General features: G+C 36.2%; 22 protein-coding genes. 9 read left to right on the forward strand and 13 right to left on the reverse strand.

Going from position 1 to position 21,078, the window contains the following annotated elements:
- Nucleotides 1-33: 33 nt before the first annotated feature.
- From CHSO_RS06315 to CHSO_RS06325, 3 genes are all read right to left on the reverse strand, one after another.
- Nucleotides 34-1,308 (reverse strand): acetyl-CoA hydrolase/transferase family protein, encoded by a 1,275-nt coding sequence (locus CHSO_RS06315; RefSeq protein ID WP_045493751.1) that lies wholly within the window; start codon nucleotides 1,306-1,308, stop codon nucleotides 34-36.
- A gap of 221 nt (nucleotides 1,309-1,529) precedes the next feature.
- On the reverse strand, nucleotides 1,530-3,035 hold the full coding sequence (locus tag CHSO_RS06320; protein WP_045493753.1) for a succinate CoA transferase: 1,506 nt from the start codon (nucleotides 3,033-3,035) through the stop codon (nucleotides 1,530-1,532).
- Between the two features lie 406 nt (nucleotides 3,036-3,441).
- Entirely contained in the window at nucleotides 3,442-4,593 is a 1,152-nt protein-coding gene (locus tag CHSO_RS06325; RefSeq protein WP_045493756.1) for a homogentisate 1,2-dioxygenase, read from the reverse strand.
- A gap of 122 nt (nucleotides 4,594-4,715) precedes the next feature.
- Here CHSO_RS06325 and CHSO_RS06330 point away from each other — a divergent pair, with 122 nt between their 5' ends.
- Together CHSO_RS06330 and CHSO_RS06335 are read left to right on the forward strand one after the other, a co-directional pair.
- Nucleotides 4,716-6,785: a TonB-dependent receptor plug domain-containing protein gene (locus tag CHSO_RS06330; protein WP_052480506.1), complete on the forward strand. Its 2,070-nt coding sequence runs from the start codon at nucleotides 4,716-4,718 to the stop codon at nucleotides 6,783-6,785.
- Nucleotides 6,782-7,243: a thioredoxin family protein gene (locus CHSO_RS06335; RefSeq protein WP_045493759.1), complete on the forward strand. Its 462-nt coding sequence runs from the start codon at nucleotides 6,782-6,784 to the stop codon at nucleotides 7,241-7,243. The genes CHSO_RS06330 and CHSO_RS06335 overlap by 4 nt, the downstream gene beginning before the upstream one ends.
- Before the next feature lie 202 nt (nucleotides 7,244-7,445).
- On the opposite strand, the gene CHSO_RS06340 is transcribed toward CHSO_RS06335, so the two are convergent.
- Both CHSO_RS06340 and CHSO_RS06345 read right to left on the reverse strand, forming a co-directional pair.
- Nucleotides 7,446-7,922: a cupin domain-containing protein gene (locus tag CHSO_RS06340; RefSeq protein ID WP_045493762.1), complete on the reverse strand. Its 477-nt coding sequence runs from the start codon at nucleotides 7,920-7,922 to the stop codon at nucleotides 7,446-7,448.
- Nucleotides 7,923-7,925: 3 nt separating this feature from the next.
- Nucleotides 7,926-8,918 (reverse strand): NADP-dependent oxidoreductase, encoded by a 993-nt coding sequence (locus tag CHSO_RS06345; RefSeq protein ID WP_045493766.1) that lies wholly within the window; start codon nucleotides 8,916-8,918, stop codon nucleotides 7,926-7,928.
- Nucleotides 8,919-9,009: 91 nt separating this feature from the next.
- Here CHSO_RS06345 and CHSO_RS06350 point away from each other — a divergent pair, with 91 nt between their 5' ends.
- Nucleotides 9,010-9,387 carry a winged helix-turn-helix transcriptional regulator gene (locus CHSO_RS06350; protein ID WP_045502027.1) on the forward strand — a complete coding sequence of 126 codons (378 nt, stop codon included), beginning with the start codon at nucleotides 9,010-9,012 and terminating at the stop codon, nucleotides 9,385-9,387.
- A 349-nt stretch (nucleotides 9,388-9,736) separates the two neighbouring features.
- Here the strand turns inward: CHSO_RS06350 and CHSO_RS06355 are convergent, their stop codons facing one another.
- Nucleotides 9,737-10,102 carry a DUF1304 domain-containing protein gene (locus CHSO_RS06355; RefSeq protein WP_045493771.1) on the reverse strand — a complete coding sequence of 122 codons (366 nt, stop codon included), beginning with the start codon at nucleotides 10,100-10,102 and terminating at the stop codon, nucleotides 9,737-9,739.
- Between the two features lie 66 nt (nucleotides 10,103-10,168).
- On the opposite strand from CHSO_RS06355, the gene CHSO_RS06360 reads away from it, so the two are divergent.
- The 3 genes from CHSO_RS06360 to CHSO_RS06370 all read left to right on the forward strand — a co-directional run bounded on the left by CHSO_RS06360 (nucleotide 10,169) and on the right by CHSO_RS06370 (nucleotide 11,685).
- Nucleotides 10,169-10,741, forward strand: coding sequence for a Crp/Fnr family transcriptional regulator (locus CHSO_RS06360; RefSeq protein WP_045493774.1), 573 nt, complete (start codon nucleotides 10,169-10,171; stop codon nucleotides 10,739-10,741).
- 63 nt (nucleotides 10,742-10,804) lie between these two features.
- A complete protein-coding gene (locus tag CHSO_RS06365) occupies nucleotides 10,805-11,236 on the forward strand; it encodes a DoxX family protein (RefSeq protein WP_045493778.1) in 432 nt (143 codons plus the stop codon).
- 5 nt (nucleotides 11,237-11,241) lie between these two features.
- The gene (locus tag CHSO_RS06370; protein WP_045493780.1) at nucleotides 11,242-11,685 is read left to right on the forward strand and encodes a carboxymuconolactone decarboxylase family protein; all 444 of its coding nucleotides are present in this window, start codon (nucleotides 11,242-11,244) and stop codon (nucleotides 11,683-11,685) included.
- A 214-nt stretch (nucleotides 11,686-11,899) separates the two neighbouring features.
- Here the strand turns inward: CHSO_RS06370 and CHSO_RS06375 are convergent, their stop codons facing one another.
- The 6 genes from CHSO_RS06375 to CHSO_RS06400 form a co-directional block, all read right to left on the reverse strand.
- Entirely contained in the window at nucleotides 11,900-12,868 is a 969-nt protein-coding gene (locus CHSO_RS06375; RefSeq protein ID WP_084221069.1) for a cyclase family protein, read from the reverse strand.
- A 345-nt stretch (nucleotides 12,869-13,213) separates the two neighbouring features.
- Nucleotides 13,214-14,197 (reverse strand): aldo/keto reductase, encoded by a 984-nt coding sequence (locus CHSO_RS06380; protein ID WP_045493783.1) that lies wholly within the window; start codon nucleotides 14,195-14,197, stop codon nucleotides 13,214-13,216.
- A 309-nt stretch (nucleotides 14,198-14,506) separates the two neighbouring features.
- Nucleotides 14,507-15,184 (reverse strand): type 1 glutamine amidotransferase domain-containing protein, encoded by a 678-nt coding sequence (locus tag CHSO_RS06385; protein ID WP_045502032.1) that lies wholly within the window; start codon nucleotides 15,182-15,184, stop codon nucleotides 14,507-14,509.
- A 77-nt stretch (nucleotides 15,185-15,261) separates the two neighbouring features.
- Nucleotides 15,262-15,552 carry a putative quinol monooxygenase gene (locus tag CHSO_RS06390; RefSeq protein WP_045493786.1) on the reverse strand — a complete coding sequence of 97 codons (291 nt, stop codon included), beginning with the start codon at nucleotides 15,550-15,552 and terminating at the stop codon, nucleotides 15,262-15,264.
- Between the two features lie 2 nt (nucleotides 15,553-15,554).
- On the reverse strand, nucleotides 15,555-16,439 hold the full coding sequence (locus tag CHSO_RS06395; protein ID WP_045493789.1) for an NAD-dependent epimerase/dehydratase family protein: 885 nt from the start codon (nucleotides 16,437-16,439) through the stop codon (nucleotides 15,555-15,557).
- Nucleotides 16,436-17,053 carry an NAD(P)H-dependent oxidoreductase gene (locus CHSO_RS06400; protein ID WP_045493792.1) on the reverse strand — a complete coding sequence of 206 codons (618 nt, stop codon included), beginning with the start codon at nucleotides 17,051-17,053 and terminating at the stop codon, nucleotides 16,436-16,438. The genes CHSO_RS06395 and CHSO_RS06400 overlap by 4 nt, the downstream gene beginning before the upstream one ends.
- 287 nt (nucleotides 17,054-17,340) lie before the next feature.
- Between CHSO_RS06400 and CHSO_RS06405 the strand changes: the two genes are divergently transcribed.
- The 3 genes from CHSO_RS06405 (at nucleotide 17,341) to CHSO_RS06415 (ending at nucleotide 20,390) form a co-directional block, all read left to right on the forward strand.
- Nucleotides 17,341-18,087: a metallophosphoesterase family protein gene (locus tag CHSO_RS06405; protein ID WP_045493795.1), complete on the forward strand. Its 747-nt coding sequence runs from the start codon at nucleotides 17,341-17,343 to the stop codon at nucleotides 18,085-18,087.
- A gap of 232 nt (nucleotides 18,088-18,319) precedes the next feature.
- Nucleotides 18,320-19,255: an alpha/beta fold hydrolase gene (locus CHSO_RS06410; RefSeq protein WP_084220938.1), complete on the forward strand. Its 936-nt coding sequence runs from the start codon at nucleotides 18,320-18,322 to the stop codon at nucleotides 19,253-19,255.
- Between the two features lie 235 nt (nucleotides 19,256-19,490).
- Nucleotides 19,491-20,390 carry a LysR family transcriptional regulator gene (locus CHSO_RS06415; protein WP_045493801.1) on the forward strand — a complete coding sequence of 300 codons (900 nt, stop codon included), beginning with the start codon at nucleotides 19,491-19,493 and terminating at the stop codon, nucleotides 20,388-20,390.
- Here the strand turns inward: CHSO_RS06415 and CHSO_RS06420 are convergent.
- Nucleotides 20,364-20,831, reverse strand: a complete 468-nt coding sequence (locus CHSO_RS06420) for a GNAT family N-acetyltransferase (protein WP_052480507.1) — start codon at nucleotides 20,829-20,831, stop codon at nucleotides 20,364-20,366. The genes CHSO_RS06415 and CHSO_RS06420 overlap by 27 nt on opposite strands.
- Between the last annotated feature and the right edge of the window lie 247 nt (nucleotides 20,832-21,078).

Raw genomic sequence — 21,078 nt, forward strand, 5'->3', positions numbered from 1 at the left:
AAATAAAAGTTAAAATATATTACTGTTTGATTATCAGTGCTTAAACCTTTCGAAAGCAGCTATTTCAAGCATTTCTCTGTCATCAGGATGAGCAATGCTAATGAGCTCCTGTGCTCTCTGACGAAGGTTTTTGCCATACAGGTAAGCGGTTCCGTATTCTGTAACGACATAATGGATATGGCCTCTTGTGGTAACTACACCCGCTCCTTGTTTCAGGAAAGGAACAATCCTTGAAATTCCTTTTTTGGTTCTTGAAGTGATGGCAATGATAGGTTTTCCGTCCTCACTTAAAGCAGCTCCACGCATAAAGTCCATCTGACCACCGATTCCACTATATTGTAAGGTTCCGATAGAATCGGCACATACTTGTCCGGTAAGATCAATTTCAATTGCAGAGTTAATGGCTACCAGTTTTTTGTTCTTCATGATATTGATCGGAAAGTTGACTTCACTTACATCTCTGAAAGCAAATACGGTGTTGTCATCCACATAATCATACAATTTTCTGGTTCCGAAACAGAAGCTGGTAATGGTTTTATTGTTGTTGTAGCCTTTGTATTTATTATTAATTACATCATTCTGAATAAGGTCTATAACTCCATCACTCAACATTTCCGTATGAATACCAAGATCCTTATGGTTGTATAAACATTTTAAAACGGCATCAGGAATAGTTCCAATGCCCATTTGGAGTGTAGAACGGTCTTCAATAAGTTCAGCTACATTTTTTCCTACCAGCATTTCTTCAGGGCCGACTTTGGAACTGTAATCTACTGTGTGAAGCTCTTCTTCATGCCAAACCAGTTTATGAATTCTGTTGATATGAATCATTCCGTCACCGTGAGTTCTTGGCATTCTTGGGTTAACGATTGCAACAATGGTCTTTGCCGTATCTACAGCAGCTCTCGCAATATCCACTGAGGTTCCCAATGTACAGAAACCATGTCTGTCCGGTGGAGAAACAGTTACCAGTGCAACATCCAGTGGAAGTATATTTTTTCTGAATAAAATAGGAATTTCACTTAAAAATACAGGAACAAAGTCACCTCTGTCTGAATTTACAGCATCCCGAACCGGCGTAGATACAAATAAGGAATTGATAAAGAATTTGTCTTTGTACTCCGGTTTTGCAATTTCTATATTTCCCTGTTGGGTAATAGAAACCATTTCTACATGGTCTAATCTATGAGCTTGTCTTGCCATTTCATCAATCAGATAATTGGGAGTACATGCGCTGCCGTGGAAAAACACACGGTTACCACTTTTTATTGTATATATCGCTTCTTCTGCGCTGATGTAATTATTCATATTTTATCTTTTTTATTATAAAATTTCTGACTAATTTCTATTTCATAAAATGCCTAACCTTTCTCAAAGATACCTTTAAAATCTCTATTTTTTTCAAATATAATAAGGGATATTAAAAGACTTTTATCATAGTAATGAATTATATAAATTTAATAAAAAATAAAGGATCAGATGCATACCATCTGATCCTTTTATAGATTTTTCTAAGCCGGTAAAATTTCCTAATTGGAAACTTCTATTTTCTGTTTCATGCTTCCGGTTTCGGAGAAGCGTAAATGCCAGCTGAAGGATTCTTCCAGCAAATGAGGTGTATGCCCGCCACGTTCACAGGCTCTGTCGAAATAAGACTGTAATTCTTCTCTGTAATCCGGATGAACACAGTTATCAATGATTTTCTGAGCTCTTTCTCTTGGGGCTAATCCTCTTAAATCAGCCAATCCAATATCGGTAACTAAAATATCAACGTCATGTTCTGTGTGGTCTGTGTGAGAAACCATTGGAAGGACGTGCGAAATATTATTTCCCTTGGAAGCAGCCTGCGTTACAAAAATACTTAAGTAAGCATTTCTTGCAAAATCTCCGGAACCTCCGATTCCGTTCATAATTTTTGTTCCGCCAATATGGGTAGAGTTTACATTTCCATAGATATCAAATTCAATGGCAGTATTGATGGCTATTACTCCCAATCTTCTGATCAACCCTGGTGTATTGGAAATATTCTGAGGTCTTAAAACAAATTTATCTTTATATTTTGAAAGGTTTCCTAACACTCTTTCATAGCACTCCTGAGAAACCGTAATAGAGGATGCAGATGCAAAACTTAATTTACCGGAGTCAATCAAATCAAATGTACTGTCCTGAAGAACTTCAGAAAACATGGTTAAGTCGTAAAAATTACTGTCTTTAAACCCAGTAAGTACGGCATTAGCTACTTTTCCGATTCCTGCCTGAAGAGGAAGTAGTCTGTCTGTAAGGCGCCCTAACTGAACTTCATTTTCAAAGAAGGCAAGGAGGTGCTTGGCGATGGCTGTTGTTTTCTCATCCGGTTCTGCAATATCTGCAGGGCTGTCTTTAAGATTGGTGAAAACAATGGCTTCAATTTTATTGGGATCAACCGGAATACTTTTTCTTCCGATTTTATTCCAGGGAGCTACAATGGGAATAACATTTCTGTAAGGATAATCCTCAGCCTGATAAATATCGTGGATGCCATATACTTCTTCCGGAACTTCTGTATTGATTTCAATGATTACTTTTTTCGCTAAAGCAGCAAAGGTCACTGAATTTCCCACTGAAGTGGTAGGAACAATACTTCCGTCTCTTTCAATATAGGCCGCTTCAATAATGGCTACGTCAATGCTTTGGAGATTTTTGGTGTGAAGAAGTTCTGCACTTTCACTTAAATGCTGATCGATGAAGAGAATTTCACCTTTATTGATTTTGCTCCTTAAAGTAGGGTCTACCTGAAACGGCATTCTTTTCTTTAAGACATTAGCTTCCGCCAGCTTCCCGTCTGTGCCGTGTCCCAGCGAAGCTCCGGTCATTAAAGTGACTTTAAGATCTTCTGTTTTTCCTCTTTCTGCCAGTGCCGGCAAAATAGCTTTGCTGTCACCTGCTTTTGTAAAGCCGCTGGACCCGATGGTCATACCGTCTTTAATGATTTTTACAGCATTTTCTGCTGTAGTTACTTTTTCGTGTAGACTTTCTAATCTGATTCTTTCTAACATGTAATATTGATTTTTATTAAACCACCATTACTTAGGATGCGTTATGAAAAATAATGATGGTCATATATGTGAACCATACCTTACAAATCTACGAAAAAAGACGCTTTAAATAAAGGATTTAAAGCGTCTTTTGTATGTATTCAGTAATAGTTTTGAGCCAAACTATGTAAGCCCTTTAATATTAAATAAATCTATCCTATTTTTTTACCATTTTAGTTCACTTAAGTAAGTTTAAAAAATGCTGGATATAAGTACACATTAGAAGAAAATCTTCGATTTTCAATAACTTAAGTGTTCTTTTTTAAGAAGCATTATTTCCTTGATGAAACTTTTAAGTGTTTAAATCTTTTGTGACTTGTGTGGTTGATATTAAAAGGTTGAAAATAGTTTCATTTTCGACGAAATATTATTCCAGCCATGAAGTTTTGTAGGACGGATCTTCCACTTTTAAAGCTTCTTCCGTAATTTTTAATGGACGGAAAGGATCTACCATTACAGCATATTCTTCCGTGAATTTTTTACCGATGCTTCTTTCCATTGCTCCAGGATGTGGCCCGTGAACAATTCCGCCCGGATGAAGCGTGAAATCCATTAAGTCGATATGATTACGGCTCATGAAATCACCTTCTGTGTAGAATAATACCTCATCAGAATCAATATTGGAGTGATTGTAAGGTGCCGGAATAGCCATTGGGTGGTAGTCATACATTCTTGCACAGAATGAACATACTACAAAGTTATGGGCTTCAAAATTCTGATGAACCGGTGGCGGTTGGTGTATTCTTCCCGTAATGGGTTCAAAATTTTTGATGTTAAATTTATAAGGATAGAAATAACCGTCCCAGCCTACCACATCAAATGGGTGTGTTGCATAGATAAAGTCGGTAATCTGGTTTTCTTTTTTTACTTTAATTAAGAACTCTCCTTTTTCATCCTTAGGTTCTTTGAAAACAGGAGCAATAATGTCTCTTTCGCAAAAAGGGGAATGTTCCAAAAGCTGCCCGAATTCATTTCTGTATCTTTTCGGAGTGTAAATAGGAGAGTGGCTTTCCAATACGAAGAACACGGTGTTTTCAGATTGTAATTCTACCTGGTAAATGGTTCCTCTTGGAATGATAAGATAGTCGCCGGTTACAAATTCAAGATCTCCCACAAAAGTTTTTAAGATTCCGGTGCCTTCATGTACGAATAAAAGTTCGTCGCATTCTGCATTTTTGTAGAAATAATCCATCGATTTTCTTGGCTTTGCCAATCCCATTTTCAGGTCATTATTCATCAAAAGGATCTTACGGCTGTCCATAAAATCATCCTCAGGAGTTACATTCATTCCTTTGAACATTCTTGGCGTAATATTTTTCTCCACCGCAATTTTAGGCGTTACATCTTTCGGTTCCCCGATTGATTTGATCTGTGTAGGACGGTGAATATGGTACAATAGAGAAGAGATCCCATGAAAACCTTCGGTTCCGAAAAGTTGTTCATAGTAAAATTTATCTTCCGGAGATTTAAAGACTGTATGCCTTTTTTGTGGGATGTTTCCCGATAGATGATATCTCATTTTACTTTCATATGTAGTTTCTCAAATTTAATCATTTTTCATGAATTGGCTCAATCAAATATTCATTGGCAAGTTTTGTATTTCAAAAATAATTGTTAGATTTGTCTAACAATTTTAATTTCATGAAGCGAATATTATTTTCTATTACTTTTTTATCCTCCTATTGTTTTGCCCAGGAGACAGATAGTTTAAGTTTAAATCAACATACAAGCACAGACTCTGTAAAGATTTCAAAGAAGGAATTTAAAACAAGTACTATTGATGATGTAGTGGTTACCGGAACCATAAAACCGATGAGCAGATCTAAAAGTCCTGTGGCTGTTGAGATCTACAGTCAGAAATTTTTCCAGAAAAATCCTACTCCAAGTATTTTTGAAGCCATCAGTATGGTAAATGGAGTAAAACCGCAATTGAACTGTTCGGTATGTAACACGGGAGATATTCACATCAATGGTTTGGAAGGACCATATACAATGATTTTGATTGATGGAATGCCTATCGTAAGTTCTCTTTCTACAGTATATGGACTGAGTGGGATTCCTAATAGTCTTGTGGATAGAATAGAAGTGGTAAAAGGTCCTGCGTCTTCCATTTATGGCTCTGAAGCGATGGGTGGTGTTATTAATATTATTACAAAAAACGCTTTAACGGCTCCTAAGTTGAGCGTAGATATGATGACCAGTTCATGGGCTGAGAATAATCTAGATCTTTCCACCAAGTTTAATATTGGAAAGAATGCCGCTTCATTATTAAGTTTAAATTATTTCAGTTTTCAGGAAAAGATAGATCAGAACAAGGATAACTTTACGGATACTACTTTACAAAGCAGAATTTCAGTTTTTAATAAATGGAATTTTAAAAGAAAGGAAAACAGGCAGGCCAGTTTTGCTTTGAGATATTTGTATGAAGACCGTTTCGGAGGTGAAATGCAATGGAATAAATCTTTCCGTGGAAGCGATGAGGTATATGGGGAAAGTATTTATACGAACAGAGCGGAAGTTTTCGGGTTGTATGAATGGCCAATGAAAGAACATATCGTTACTCAGTTTTCCTATAATTACCATGACCAAAATTCCTTTTACGGAGCTAATCCGTTTAATGCGCTTCAGAAAGTGGCCTTTGTACAAACATATTGGGACAGAAGTTTCGGGAAACATGATATTACAGCAGGATTGACATTTAAAAGAACTTTTTATGATGACAATACTCCAGGAACTCTGGGTTCAGATGGAGTAACTAATGCACCGATGAAGTCTCCGATCTGGGGAGCGTTTGTACAGGATCAGTGGGAGATCAATGATAAGAATACCTTGTTATTAGGATACCGTTATGATTACGATAAGGTTCATCATTCTGTACATTCCCCAAGATTTGCATGGAAGTTTTCACCGAATCCGTTTCATACTTTAAGATTTAATTTCGGAACTGGATTCAGAGTAGTAAACCTTTTCACAGAGGATCACGCCGCGTTGACGGGCTCCAGAGAAGTTATCGTAAAGTCTGATCTGCTACCTGAAAGATCAGTGAACGGAAATGTAAATTATATTTGGAAAATTCCTGTAGGAAGCCGTATAATGAATCTTGATGCTTCTGCATTTTATACCTATTTCAGTAATAAAATTGTAGGAGATTTTGATTCTGATCCGAATAAAATCATCTATGACAATCTTCAGGGATATGGAATTTCCAGAGGGGCTTCTTTGAATATAGATTTCAGTTTTTCATTTCCATTAAGCGTCAATTTGGGAGTAACGTATCTCGATGTTTACCAGAAATTTGATAATGAAGATCAAAAAACACAGCAACTTCACGCTCCAAAATGGAGTGGAACCTATAATTTGACCTATAAGTTCCCAAGTAACCTGACTGTCGATTTCACGGGACAATTTTATGGACCGATGAGGCTGCCTGTTTTACCGAATGATTTCCGCCCTGAGTATTCACCATTCTATTCTTTGGCAAATATTCAGGTTTCAAAGAGCTTCAAATCCGGATTTGAAGTCTATTGCGGAGTGAAAAATTTATTCAACTTTACTCCTAAAGATCCCTTAATGAGACCTTTTGACCCATTTGATAAACAAGCTGATGATCCTATCAGCAATCCCAATCACTATACTTTCGATACAGCATATGGCTATGCACCTATGCAAGGCATCAGAGGGTTCTTGGGAGTGAAATATACCCTGAAATGAAAATTTTAGCTTTATTTTTAATGTTTGTGCCCTGTCTTTGTCTGTCTCAGATGAAGACAGGGACTTTTTCTGAAGTGGAGCGTCTGCAAAAAGAATCTCCAAAACCGATGGTGATCCATCTTTATACAGATTGGTGTGCCGTTTGTAAAATTGAGTCCTTTAAACTAAATAAGGATAAAGATCTGGTGGAAATCATGAACAATCATTTTTATCTGATTAATTTTGAGGCTGAAAAAACGAGAGACAAAATTAACTTCCAGGGACAGGAGTTTGAATATTTGGCCAATGGAAGTTCTGGAATCCATGAATTGGCGCTGGCATTATCTAAAAATAAGGAACAGCCTGTTTATCCGTTATGGATTTTTTTGGATAAAAACCAGAAGCTGGTCTATTATCAGGAAGGATTGCTTACTCCTGATAAAATGAAAGAAAAATTGCTGGAGATTTCAGGTTTATGATTTGTTGTTGGAAAACGCAAAGGCGTTAAGCTTTTTCTATTCAACACGTCTTTAGGGCGCAAGGATTTTATCTGCGATAAAATTGAATACCGCTTTTTTAATGCCACGAATACACGAATTAAAAACGTTCATCTTGCAGATTGCACAAATTTCGCAGATCTTTTTGTATCTGTGAAATTTGTGCAATCTGTGGGAAAGACTTTTATTTTTGAATTTCAGCATCAATTAAAACGGCCAGCTGTATGCAAGGTTCATCAGATCTGTTACTCCAGGCATGATTGGTTCCTCTTTGGATCACAATATCTCCCAGTTTCAGGAGAGTTTCCCCTTCCTCCATAATCAGATAAAGTTCCCCGGAAAGAATGATAATATAATCTAATGTTGGAGTTTGATGCATCATCGGATGAGGTTCTCCTTCTTTGAATTCAACACCGAGATCTTTATCCGGTGGGATCACTACATACCGGAAATAGGTTCCATTTTTGGGTGTTTGTGGAAAGCCCGTGTTTGGAATTTTGTTTTCAAAATCTAAACTTGCCGGCATTGTCTGAGTATTCCAGATGTCTGAAATAATCAATTCTGGGAGATGTTCTACGACATTTTCTACCTGTTGATCTTCTACAATAATTGATTTTCCGTCTTTGATTCCAGTTACGATGCGTCTTGGTATTTTGTTCATGGGTTACGAGTTTTTCATGATGAGTTTATGGCCTTGGGTCTGGTTGTTTTTAAGCATGGAATGGGCTTTTAGAACAGTGTCCAAAGAAAGATCACCTATTATTTTATGTTGAGAAGGAGCGATGGAGCCATTTTCAATAAGTCCTGCAATTTCTTCCAGACTATTTTTGTAATAATCATACTGTTTTACCATGCTGTAGGCGTAATTGGAGATATTCATAATCAGCGTTCCTTTGTTGAAGAGAAGTTCATGAGCATCTTGAGTAACAAGAGCGGTAACATCTACATAGGTTCCGTTGATTTTTAATACCTCAGCCGTGACTTCTGCCATATAGTTTCCAACCAAATCAATTCCAATGTCAAAAGGTTGATGCTGATTGGCCGTTAAAATATTTTCTACAAGGTTTTCTTCTTTGTAATTAACAATCTGGTGTTCTCTCAAACCAAGATTAAGAAACATCTGTCTATTTTCTTCACTACCAACCGTGATGATGAAGTTTTGAATGCCATGAGCCAATAAAATTTTAATTAAAAAAGAACCTACTGCACCAGCAGCTCCGGTGATAAGGATTGTTTGTTCCGGTTGTAATTTCAGCCTTTTAAAAATTTGTAGGGAAGTCAATCCTGCCGATGGAATAGAAGCTGCCTGTTCGAAGGAAATGTTTTTTGGTTTGAACGCAACAATGGCTTCCGGAACTGAAATATATTCTGCATAGGAACCGTTACTTCCCATAGAGCCGCTGCCACAGAATACTTCATCTCCAATGTTGAACTGAGTGATATCGGCTCCTTTTTCTACAACAACTCCGGATAATTCCCGACCTAATATTGGTGAACTGATTAGTTTTCTTTCCAGTTCATTTTCCAGCATTTGATAATCAATAGGGTTGAAGCCACTTGCTTTGATGTGGATTAACACTTCATTATTTCTGACTTGAGGTTTTTCTGAAAAACCATCTTCAAGCTTAAAGTCTTTATTTAAAATTACTGCTTTCATATTGTTAATTTGAGATACAAATGTAAAACGGGAATAGTTTATATTTGCTACTAGTTAACAATTGGTAACTAGTTACCTTGATGAAACTATTATGGCAAAAATTAAAGAAAACGGAACCGAAAGAGAAGCAACCTGTACCGAGGAATTATTCGCCATGCGCGACAGTCTTGATGTATTGGGCGGAAAATGGAAGTTAATGATTCTACGATATCTGACGAACAGAACCGATCAGCAGATTCATTTTAAAAAATTGGAACGTGGGATTGATGGAATTTCTGCAAAAATGCTGAGCAAAGAGTTGAAAGAATTGGAAACCAATCTTCTTATTACAAGGACAATTCAGGATACAAAACCGATTACCGTTACTTATGCCGTTACTGAATATGGAAAATCTGTATTTCCGGTAACGGAAACGCTTGTAAACTGGGGAATACTTCATAGAGAGAAAATTAAAGCTTCAATGGGGTAATATAATTTAAGATTAAAAAATTATTTCCCACAGATTCCACAGAGGAAAAAGATCTGCGTAATCTGAGTGACCTGTGGGAACTTTATTGTGTTGGAGAATGCAAATACAGAAGAGTATTTTGATTTCGCTCAATATTAAATTGTCAGCCGGTACACACAGCTAATATTTGGCCACGAATGCACGAATTATTTTATTCGTGAAACTATGCATGTGTCATTTTTATTAGTGCATTCGTGGCATTAAATCAGCGGTATAACATTTTATCGCCGATGAAATCTTTGCACTTTACCTTCGAAGCTTCAAAATAAAGAAATGGTGTCTTGGCGTTTTCTAACAAAATTTGGACAAACTATTTCAGTAAAACAGCAATAATAGCCAATATTGCAGGCAATGCCTGAACAAAAAATATCTTCTTGGTAGCAGAAATGGCTCCATAAATACCCGCTACAGCTACACATCCTAAAAAGAATAAAGCGATATTATCCTGCCATTGCGGATCTTTAATTAAGAAAGACCAGATGAGTCCGGCAGCCAGAAAACCATTGTATAATCCCTGGTTGGCAGCCAAACCTTTTGTGGGTTTGAACATTTCTGCAGGCAGAGCAGCTTTGAAAACTTCTTTTCCTTTGGTTTCCCATGCAAACATTTCCATCCAAAGAATATAGAGATGTTCCAGTGCCACAACGGCGATCAGAATTTTGGCAACGACTTCCATGATTTAATGTATTTGTGATTGTAAAACTAAAAAAATAAAGTTAAGTTTGAGTATTCAATTGTAAAGATGGATAATTTCAAGGCACATTTAAACAAATTCATTACGGTAAGTGACGAAGAGTATATTTCAATTTTTTCTTTTTTCGAAGTATTGAAGGTGAAGAAAAAAGAAAGTCTTATGTTGGAAGGCGAGGTTTGCAGAAATATGTATTTTGTGGTGGAAGGCTGTCTGAGAAAGTATTTTATTAATGAAAAAGGAGTAGAGCATACCACTCAGTTTGCTATTGAAAACTGGTGGATTACCGATACTTTTGCCTATGAAAGACAGATGCAGACAGATTTTAATATTCAGTCTGTAGAAAAGTCTACGATACTTGTTATTGATTTTAAAAATCAGGAATTATTATCGGAGAAGCATCCCGTCATGGAAAAGTATTTCAGGATTATTTATCAGAGAGCGTATGCGGCTTCCGAAAGAAAGCTCCGTTACCTGACTGAATATTCACGGGAAGAGCTATATGTTCATTTCAGTACATTATATCCTTGGTTTATTCAAAGAATTCCTCAATATCTTATTGCTTCATTTCTTGGTTTTACCCCAGAATATCTGAGTGAAATTAAAGCAAAATTACGTTCTTAAACCAGTTTAAGTTTTTTACGGATCAGAAGTTGGAGATTTGTCATGTAATTAAAAGCGAATGCAATGACAGATACAAAAACTCAATTTCCGCAGTTATTTTTAAGACTGGCTCTTTCTGTAACCATGCTTTCGGCAGTGGCCGATCGATTCGGGTGGTGGAGTCCGGAAAATTCTTCATGGGGAAATATGAAGAGTTTTGAAGAATACACAAGGTCATTAACTTTTTTTCTTCCTGAAGCTTTGAGTACTTTCTCAGCTTATGCAGCCACATCTTTAGAGATTTTATTTCCATTGATGCTGACGGTGGGCTTTAAAACAAGAATCGCAGCCTATGGAAGCAGTATCTTATTGTTGATTTTCGCAGTATCAATGACTATTGCTTTAGGTCCTAAGGCTCCCCTCAATTATTCAGTATGGGTAGGAAGTGCAGCCGCTCTTTTATTGGCTGTTCAGCAACAGTATTCTTTTAGTATAGATCAATTAACCAAAAAATAAATACAATGAGTGCAAGATTTAACATGGCTACTACAGATGCCGCAGCTTACAAAGCAATGCTAGGATTGGAAGGATATTTACAGAATACTTCTTTAACCCATATTCAAAAGGAATTAATTAAAATCAGGGCTTCCCAGATTAATAAATGTGCTTTCTGCCTTGATATGCATACCAAAGATGCTCTTAAATATGGGGAAACAGCTCAAAGAATTTTCATTCTGGACGGATGGACAGAGGCTAAAGAGTTTTTTACAGAAGAAGAACAGGTGCTTTTGGCGATGACTGAGGAAATTACTTTAATCAGCCACAAAGGATTAACGGATGAGACCTATCAAAAGGCTAAGTCATTCTTTGATGAGGCTCAGATTGCTCAGATCATTATGGCGATTATCACTATCAATGCATGGAACAGAATTGCGATAAGTACACATCTGCCTATTGCAAAATAGTGATAAGGTAAGGAAGCTGGAAGTTAATGCTGAGGTTTGCTATATAAAAAAGAGCTTTTCAATAGCGAAGAGCTCTTTTTGTATAATTGTGAATAGCAAAATGAGAAGATTCCGTGGGTATTAATTCTAAAATAAATCTTAATGGTTAGTGATTAAGTTTGGGTACGGAAAGTACTTCTCCACTTTGTTATTCATAATCATTTAAAAAATATATTTAATAGATTGCTACCGGGTTAACGTTTACCTGAGTAGATCCAACATATAGAGGTTGTCCCAGAACAAACAGGAATTCCCATACTTTTTGTTTGACTAATGGACGGGTATCAATCAATTCTAAGTTATAGATTCCTTTTTTAGCCAGCATATATTGATTGATAGGAAACTCTTCTTTACTTTTGGGATTTGGATAGACTTCGGAAGCCCAGGTATCACCTCCAAAAGCAACAATTCCTTGATCTGCCAACCATTTGGCAGCTTCCATTCCGATTCCCGGTTCAGTTTCTAAAAACTGTTTGTTGTCTTTACCTACCAGTTCAAGCCATCCTGTATTGAAAAGAATAACGTCTCCTTTTCTTAAGGTAAGACCTTGTTTCTTTAAAACAGCTTTAATGTCTTCAACGGTAAACTCTGTTCCACCAGGTACAATGGCTTTTCCATAATGAGTGACCATATCGAGAACTACACCTCTGGTAACGAATGGCGGTACTTTTTCAACACCCAGTTTTTTTACACCTTCTACAGTTACAAAATCAGTTGCTTTATTTCCGTTATAGTAAACGTTATCAATACCGATGTGCCCGATACCGTTAAGCTGAGTTCCTACACCGGTCCATCCGTTTACCAATTCGTCGTTGAATGTAAATTTGTTGGGACCTATGCTTTTTCCACCCTGTTCTCCGGGTTGTATATTGTATAGATTGAAGCTTCTGTGTCTGAAAGCCGGTAAATTTTTATCAATAGGAACAGCAAGGGCTAATGTTTTACCTTGTTTTACCAATCCAAGTGCCTGTTTTACTACTTCGGGAGTTAATAAATTTGCGGCTCCGATTTCGTCCTGAGCTCCGTAAGCAGAAGGATACCATGATTTATCTTCTGGGTTGACCAGAGTTTGGGCATTTAATGTAATGCTGTTTATAGTCAATAGGGCTCCTAACCCGAACATTTTGATCAGATTCTTTTTCATTTGTTGATGATGTATAGTTAAATAGGAAGGAAGTGGAAAGCTGGAGGAGGAAAGTTCTTGAAGTTGATGAATGACTGATGTTCCGTTTATCGAAATGATGCTTCCAGTTTTGCTTTCCTTGGATAAAAAGAAGGGAAGAGGGAAGAGGGAAGAGGGAAGCCTTTTAACAATTGATATTTTATTGATCAGATTGTAGTTTCTAGATTGAACAGACTGTAAGTTTATCATTCTCAGCTAGTGTTTTCAACTTCATTTTCAATCTTACAGTCTGATAATTTAAATCAAAGGGTTGAAAAGTAATCAATAACCTGATGGTACTTCCATCCTCCATCTTCCCGCTATATACTAAATCTCGCTTAAAGCAGCGTTGATGAAATTCAATTCTTCCTGAGAAAGATTGATATCCATTGCTTTTGCATTATCAATAGCTTGTTCTGCATTTCTAGCTCCTGCCAATACTACTGTAATTGCCGGCTGTAGAGTAGTCCATCTTAATACCAGCTGAGAAAGGCTGGCTCCTTTTTCCTGAGCAATAGGTTCAATTTTTTCTAGGAAAGTTTTTACTTTATTTAAATCGAACTGAGAGAAATATCCGTTTCTGTGATCATTGTCTTTTAATTTGTTATCCTTGAAATATTTACCTGTTAAAAGACCTCTTTCCATTGGGCTGTAGACGATAATTCCGGAATTGTTTTCTAAAGAATATGGCACAAGATCTTTTTCAATAGCGCGGTTCAGCATGCTGTAGGAAACCTGGTTGCTTGCTAGCTTCAAAGTTCTGTTAGCTTCTTCCATTTGGGCAACACTGTAGTTACTTACTCCGGCAGCACGGATTTTTCCCTGTTGGATTAATAGTTCCATCGCTTCCATAGTTTCACTGATAGCTGTTGTGCTGTCTGGCCAGTGAAGCTGTAAAAGATCGATATAATCTGTACCCAGCCTTTGTAAGCTTTCTTCAACTTCTTTGATGATGTTTTCTTTAGAAGCCAATTTATAAACAGGAATTACTTTCCCATCATCTTCAGCATCAAAGAAAAACTCTCCTTTTCCGTTGTTGCTTCCGTCCCAAACCAAACCGAATTTAGTTAATAGCTGGATTTTTGAACGGTCCTTTCCTTTAATGGCTTCACCAATCATTTCTTCACTTAATCCGAAACCGTAGAAAGGTGCTGTATCAATAGAAGTTACTCCATGATCCAATGAGGCGTGAATAGAATTAATGGAATCCTGTTTTTCATTACCACCCCACATATTACCACCAATGGCAAAAGCTCCGTGAGTGATGGTTGATAATTCTAACTCTGTATTTCCTAATTTTCTGTATTCCATTTTTTTGATCTTAATTTGTTATTGTGTGTTAAACCATAGAAGTCGTAAAAGCTGTTGTAGACATTTTGATAGACCACCCCGGCAAAAATTCTCTGAATTTTTGTCCCCCTTCTCCTGGAGAGGAATTTTAAGCTCTTCAATTGAGATATTAGTGAAAATTGGAGATTTTCAAAACTTAAGTGTTCTTCTCAATAGCTTACATTCTAACTTCTATTTACTTAAGTGTCTAAACGTTTTTGTGACTTTGACTTCGTCGAAATAACATTCATCGACTAACAGGAGATAATCTTCGATTTGTGGTTTAAAAACTTATTTGTTATTTAATTCTTTTAAAATTGCTTCCCCAACGCTTTTCGCTGATTGTGGATTTTGTCCGGTAATCACTCTTTGATCTGTTACCACATGGTTCTGCCAAAGTCCTGATTTTTCAAATTTTGCCCCTCTTTCCTTTAATTTATTTTCCAGTAAGAAAGGAACAACGTCTGTTAGTTTTACGGCAGATTCCTCTTCATTGGTGAAAGCATTGATTTTCTTTCCATCTACCAGATATTTCCCGTTATTCAGTTTGATATTCACCAAACCTGCTGGGCCGTGGCATACTCCTGCTACAATACCTCCATTCTCATAAATTGTTGAAGCGATATCTGCCAGTTCTGTATTATCAGCAAGATCCCACATGGCTCCATGGCCGCCCGCGTAAAAGATGGTTGAATATTCTTTTGGGTTCACCTGTGATGGCGTTAAAGAATGATCTATTTTGTTTTTATATTCTTTGTTTTCCCAAAACTCTTTGTTGACAGGATCTTTTAAATCAAATCCATCTACCGGTGGAGTTCCGCCTTTCGGACTTACAAAGTCAATTTCATACCCTGCTTTGTGAAGGACTTCCCAAGGGTGAGAAACTTCTCCCAAATAGTATCCTGTATCTTCTCCTGTACTGCCTTTTTTATCATGGCTGGTGACTACGAATAATATTTTCTTTTTCATATCAATAGATTTTTTGTGTTGAGCCTGAATGAATCCTATCGTGAAAAGGCTGAGCAATAAAAGCGCTAATTTTTTCATTATGAAAGGAGATTAGTGGTATAAATTTGTGGTGTTTCCTGAAGCTTTTCATCAATTAAAGCTCCGAAAGCTTTAATATAAGGCTGTTCATTATGCTGTGCTAATCCTTCTTTGGTTTTCCAGATTTCATAAAAGACGAAATGATTTTTGTCTTCAATTCCCTGATGAAGATTGTACAATTCGCACGCTTCTTCTTTTCTTGTTTCCTGTACCATATTCTGAAGAACGTCCAATACTTCTGAACGGTGTTCTTCTTTGGCTTTTATAATAGCTGTAAGATGAATTTTCATAATTAAATAAAATTTTCAATTGAGTTATAGAAAGGTTTCCAATTCAGTTCTGTTCTGGCTTTATCTGCGCTGCATCTGCTGTTGGAAGCAAAACCAAAATAACCTCCTGCAGGACCAAAATTGTCAACAGCTTCTTGTATGCTCAAAGATTGGGCAGATTCCAAATTGTATTTTTTGCTGATGATTTCTGCAATGTTTTTTAGGGAAGATGAACCATTCTCAGCATAATAAATAGAACCGCCTTTTGCTTTTTCTAAGGCAAGGACATACAGATTGGCCAAGTCTTCAATATGTAAGTTAGACCAGATGTTTTCACCTTCACCAAAATAAACCCCATGTCCTTTTTTCTGTGAAAAATTAATAAGAGCAGGGACCTGGATGCTGTCTTTTTTTATTCCTAAACCTTCTCCATAAACCATTGTAGGAACAATAACGATACTTCTTATGCCTTTGTTTACAGATTGCAGAACATAGTTGTTGATCATGACTCTTGATGCCATTTCAAGTCTTGGCTGCAAAGGGAAATCTTCTCTGAAGATAAAATCACTTTTTTTACCATTCTCCTTGCCGCCGAAAATAGCAGAACCTGAAGTGAATATAAAAGTTTTATGGCTTCCTTCTAATGCTTTGATAAAACTATCCACAGCATAAGCGTCATCTGCGGAGTCAGCATTATGGATAACAGCATCAACGCTGGAAACTGCTGATTTTATAAGATCTTCATTATGTATATTTCCTATAATGGTTCTGATTCCCAAGGATTCCAGTTCCTGTACATGAGCTTCGTTACGAACCAGTCCTGTTACTTCATAATTTCTGTCCAGGAGTTTTTGTGCGATAGTTCCGCCTATATAGCCGGTAATACCTGTAATCAGTATTTTTTTCATGATACCAGTTCCTGTTTTAATTCTTTTTCAAATACGTTTCTCACATGTTCACTGTAAAGCTTCATATCACGCTCTATGTTGGCATTTTTTTCCACATCATGGAAGTGGAAACTTTCCATTTTTTCTAATGATACAAAGGCATTCATTCTGTGAAAACCAAATAAAGGTCCTTCATCTACACTTTTTTCATCAAAAAATTCTCCAGGAAGTGTAAATGCTGTAGCAGGAGCATTCCAGCTTGTGGTTACCATATATTTTCTTCCGCCGAGCATTCCTCCTGTACCGTAATTGATCTCAGGGTTTGCAGCATTTCTTCCGTCACTCATATAAATACCTTTTGCATGACCTGCTGTGAACACTTCATCAATATATTTTTTTAATCCGTTCGGAAGCTGGAACCACCAGATGGGAGTGTGATAAATGATATAATCTGCCCAAACAAATTTTTCCACCTCTTCATGCTTGTCATAATGTTCACTTACATTGGTGATTTTTACTTCTACATTATCAAATTCTTTAAGAACTGCTAATGTATTTTCTGCGATGGTCTGATTATATTTTCCTCCGGAATGTCCGAAATTTTGTCCTCCGTTGATGATTAGTACTTTTTTCATTTTTTTATGATTGTTTGAATTTTACTCTGCAAAGTTACCTCGGATGCATGTATAATAAAAATAATATAAATTATAGTAAAGTATCATAATATTTATATGATGTAATTTATATATATTGTGAATGATGAATTTATTTCTTATCAATTTTATGGTTAAGAATCATTCACTCTTAATTTATGAAGTGAAAATTGACGATTAATAATCACTGTTTCATGGTAAAATGTCATACTATATCTGATTTGGAATTCCCTTACGTCTTGTAAATTTGATGAAGAAATAGACAGATAATGATACAGATAGCAGTTTTCAGTGATGTACATGGGAATCTTCCTGCATTGGAAGTAGTATTGAAGGATATTGAGCAGAGAGGAATTCATCAGAAATTCTGCTTGGGAGATCTTGTAGATTTTGCCCCTTGGGGAAATGAAGTGATAGAAAGAATACAGAATTTGAATATTCCTTGTCTGATGGGCAATCATGATGAAAGAATTGCTTTTGATCTGCCTGTTTTTCCTTTATCCAAGCATTCTGAGGAAGAAACGAAGGCCAGATTTATTGCTATAGATCATTCTAAACAACATATTACAGAAGAAAACAAAAAGTTTCTTTCCGGCCTTCCTTTTCATTTGAAATTGAATTATAAAACTGGTCATAAACATTGGAATATCCAGTTGGTACATTCCAGTCTGGAAAGTAATGATACATATTTGTACGAATCGGAAAACGATGAGGTTTTTATGAAGATACTGAAAGATTCAAAGGCGGATCTGGTTGTGATGGGACACACTCATTTATCATTTACAAAACAGTTTGAAAATAAGGAATGGGCTGTTAATTGTGGTTCTGTAGGGCGTTCCAAAGAAGAAAACAGATTAGCTTCTTATTTGATTTTGACTTTAGATGATGAAAAGATTGTTCCTGAAATTGTACAGTTGAGCTATCCGCTTGAAGAGACAGCCCGCCAAATTGAAGAAAGTGGGATTCCGGATTATTATGCATCGTTTTTAAGAAATGAAAAAGTATCAATATTTTAATTTTTCTTAAATAGATCACTCCTATATATGGTGAACTTGTCTTAGAGTTGTAGTATTTCTTTATTTTATAAATAGTTGTAACGTCTTGATTTGTAATTAATTGTAATTAATCGAACTTTGATTTGTAGAGATTCGAACTCATTTTTTTATTAAAATCAGTTCGAATTTTTTTATTCGGACATTTTTAAGAATTCTCTGGAGGATATTTGTATCAAATTAAAATCTAGAAATCATGAAAAAGTCAAGTCTTTTTATTCTTTTATTATTATCAGTATTTTGTATGGCACAATTATACAAAGGAAAAATAGATACCTTGCTTATTCCGGAAATTGGCGGAATAAAACAAGCCATAGATATTAAAACAGATGATTCCGGAAAACCGATACTGCTCTTTTTATCAGGAGGCCCTGGAAGCTCTATGAGAAAAAATGCTGAGTCTTTTACAAAACTTTTAAAAAGTAAATTCACCATTGTTCAATGGGATCAGAGAGATGCCGGAAAAACGCTGGAATTAAATCCTTCACCTGTTCAGCCTTCAGTGGAGTTGATGGGAAAAGATACTTATCAGGTGATCAATTTTCTGAGAAAAGAATTAAAACAGGAAAAAATATACCTGCTGGGCAGTTCATGGGGTAATGCTTTAGGATTTTACATCGTTAGAAATCATCCTGAACTGTTACATGCTTATTTTGCTGTAAATCCAGTGGTAAGCCAGTTAGAGAGTGAGAAAGAATTGCTTGAGATTTTAAAAGATCATTTCAAAGCAGATCCTGTTGTTTCTAAAGAATTAGCAAGTGTACAGATTCCGTTCAAAGTAGATGAAGATCTGTTTTATTTAAGAAAATGGCTTTTTTATAAAGACGGAAAACAATATGTAACTGGGGACGAATTCAAAAAAGGATTTCTTCAATGGTCAAAAACCTGGTCACCAGCTTGGAATGAGGTGATGAATATTGACCTTCCTAAGACTTTAAAGAAAGTGGATTGCCCTATTTATTTCTTTGTCGGTAAAAATGATGTTCAAACCTCTACGAGAATTACCACCGACTATTTTGAAAAAGTAAAAGCACCGAAAAAAGATCTTGTTTTATTTGAAAATTCAGGGCATCAGATTCATAAAGATGAAGCGGGAAAATTTCAAAATGCAATACTTCAGATGGTAAAATAACCAGAGAAAAGAAAAAGGCAGGAAGCTGGGAGAGGGAAGCAGGAAAGTACCAGGCCAATTATTTATAGTTGTTATTGGATTAAATGATTTAAAAAATCAATAAACAACGAGATAGTGTTTGTATACGGCTCATTTACTTCTCTCTTCCAGCTTCAGGCTTCCTAATCTTATTAAAATTATCAATTAGTATTATGATTATTTTGTAATTTTGTATCAGAATATTAATAAATAAGCCATGGTTAATTTAGAATGGTATCGTACTTTTAAGGCGATCTATAAAACCGGGACGTTAACAGGTGCAGCTGATGCCTTGTTCATTTCGCAGCCTGGGGTGAGCTTGCATTTAAGTTCACTGGAAGCGTATGTAGGATATAAGTTGTTCGACAGAACGGGTAGGAAGATGATCCCTACGGAGAGAGGAAAAGTATTGTTCAATGCAGTTGCAGAACCTCTTACCAAGCTGGAAGATGTAGAAAAGAACTTTCAGAAGTCTACAGAAAAACATACGCCAACCATTAGTGTGGGAATGTGTTTTGAAACTTTTCAGACTACGCTGGAGCAATATGTTTCTTCATTACCTTTCAACCTGATTATCAGTTTTGGAGAATATCCTGAAATGCTGGATCAATTGGATAAAGGGATTTTGGATCTTATCATCACTCCAAAAAAAGGATCTTCACCCAATATAGAACATGAAGCATTTTCTTCTGAACAGATCATTCTGGTGGGTGGAAAAGATGTAGACCTAGAAGCATTCAAAAAGGTTTTAAAAACAAAAGATGCAGAGCAGGTTGAAGCGTGGCTGAAGAATGAAAAATGGTACGGAACCACAGGAGATATGGAACATCTTTTCCAGTTCTGGACTTTAAATTTTGGTCATAAACCTAACTTCCGCCCAAATTATATCGTTCCTAATCTCAATTCTATCATCCGTTGTCTGAAAGGAGGTGCCGGATTAGCCGTTGTTCCGGATTTCTTATGTAAAAATGAAATCGAAAGCGGAGAAATCAAGCTGATCTGGGAAGGAAAGAAAAAGTTGGAAAACACTTTATATTTCGGATGCAGAAAAAAGACCAATTACCAAACGGAAATAGAACATATTAAGGGATTATTCCGTAATATGATGGGCAAGTAAAATCATATCCCGCATCTGTAAACCGTTTTCATAAATCGGGGATGGGTAATTTTCAAGAAAGAAATCTTTACGTATTCCCGTTTTCTTGAAACCGTTTTTCTCATAAAACCTGATCTGCTGAAATCCTGTATCTGAAGTTCCGACACTTAGGACTTCATAATGATTGTCACGGGCAATTTCCTTGGCTTTATCCATTAAAATACTCCCAATTCCTTTGCTTCTGTAGCTTTCAATAACAGCAATATTTTTAATCTCCAGCTCAGTATCATTGTTTTTGTATAAGGCCATAACGGCAATGTTCTCTGTTCCATTATGTAACAGATAGATATTGCATTTAAAGATGTACTGATCTATGGCTTCAGTAGTCTCATCTGCTAATAGTAATAGTCCATAAGGAATTTCTGAATCCTTTTCAATCTTATTAAAAGTATATTGCTCCATCTGTAAACTCTTGTAAATAATTGTATACCATTTAGGTTTGTTGATACATGGTATGGGATTTATGCAAAAATAGGAAAAATAGCTGCTGGAAGCTAATATTAGAAGTCTGTGATTTTTTGTTGGAAAACGCAAGGGCGTAAAGAATGTAGGAGAATTAGATTGTTTTTAAGGCGCAGGAAAATCGAAGATTTTCAGCAATGTATTCGTGGCATTACAATAAGTGGTATTCAATTTTATCGCAGATAAA

The sequence above is a fragment of the Chryseobacterium sp. StRB126 genome, from assembly GCF_000829375.1.
In the GTDB taxonomy this organism is placed as follows: domain Bacteria; phylum Bacteroidota; class Bacteroidia; order Flavobacteriales; family Weeksellaceae; genus Chryseobacterium.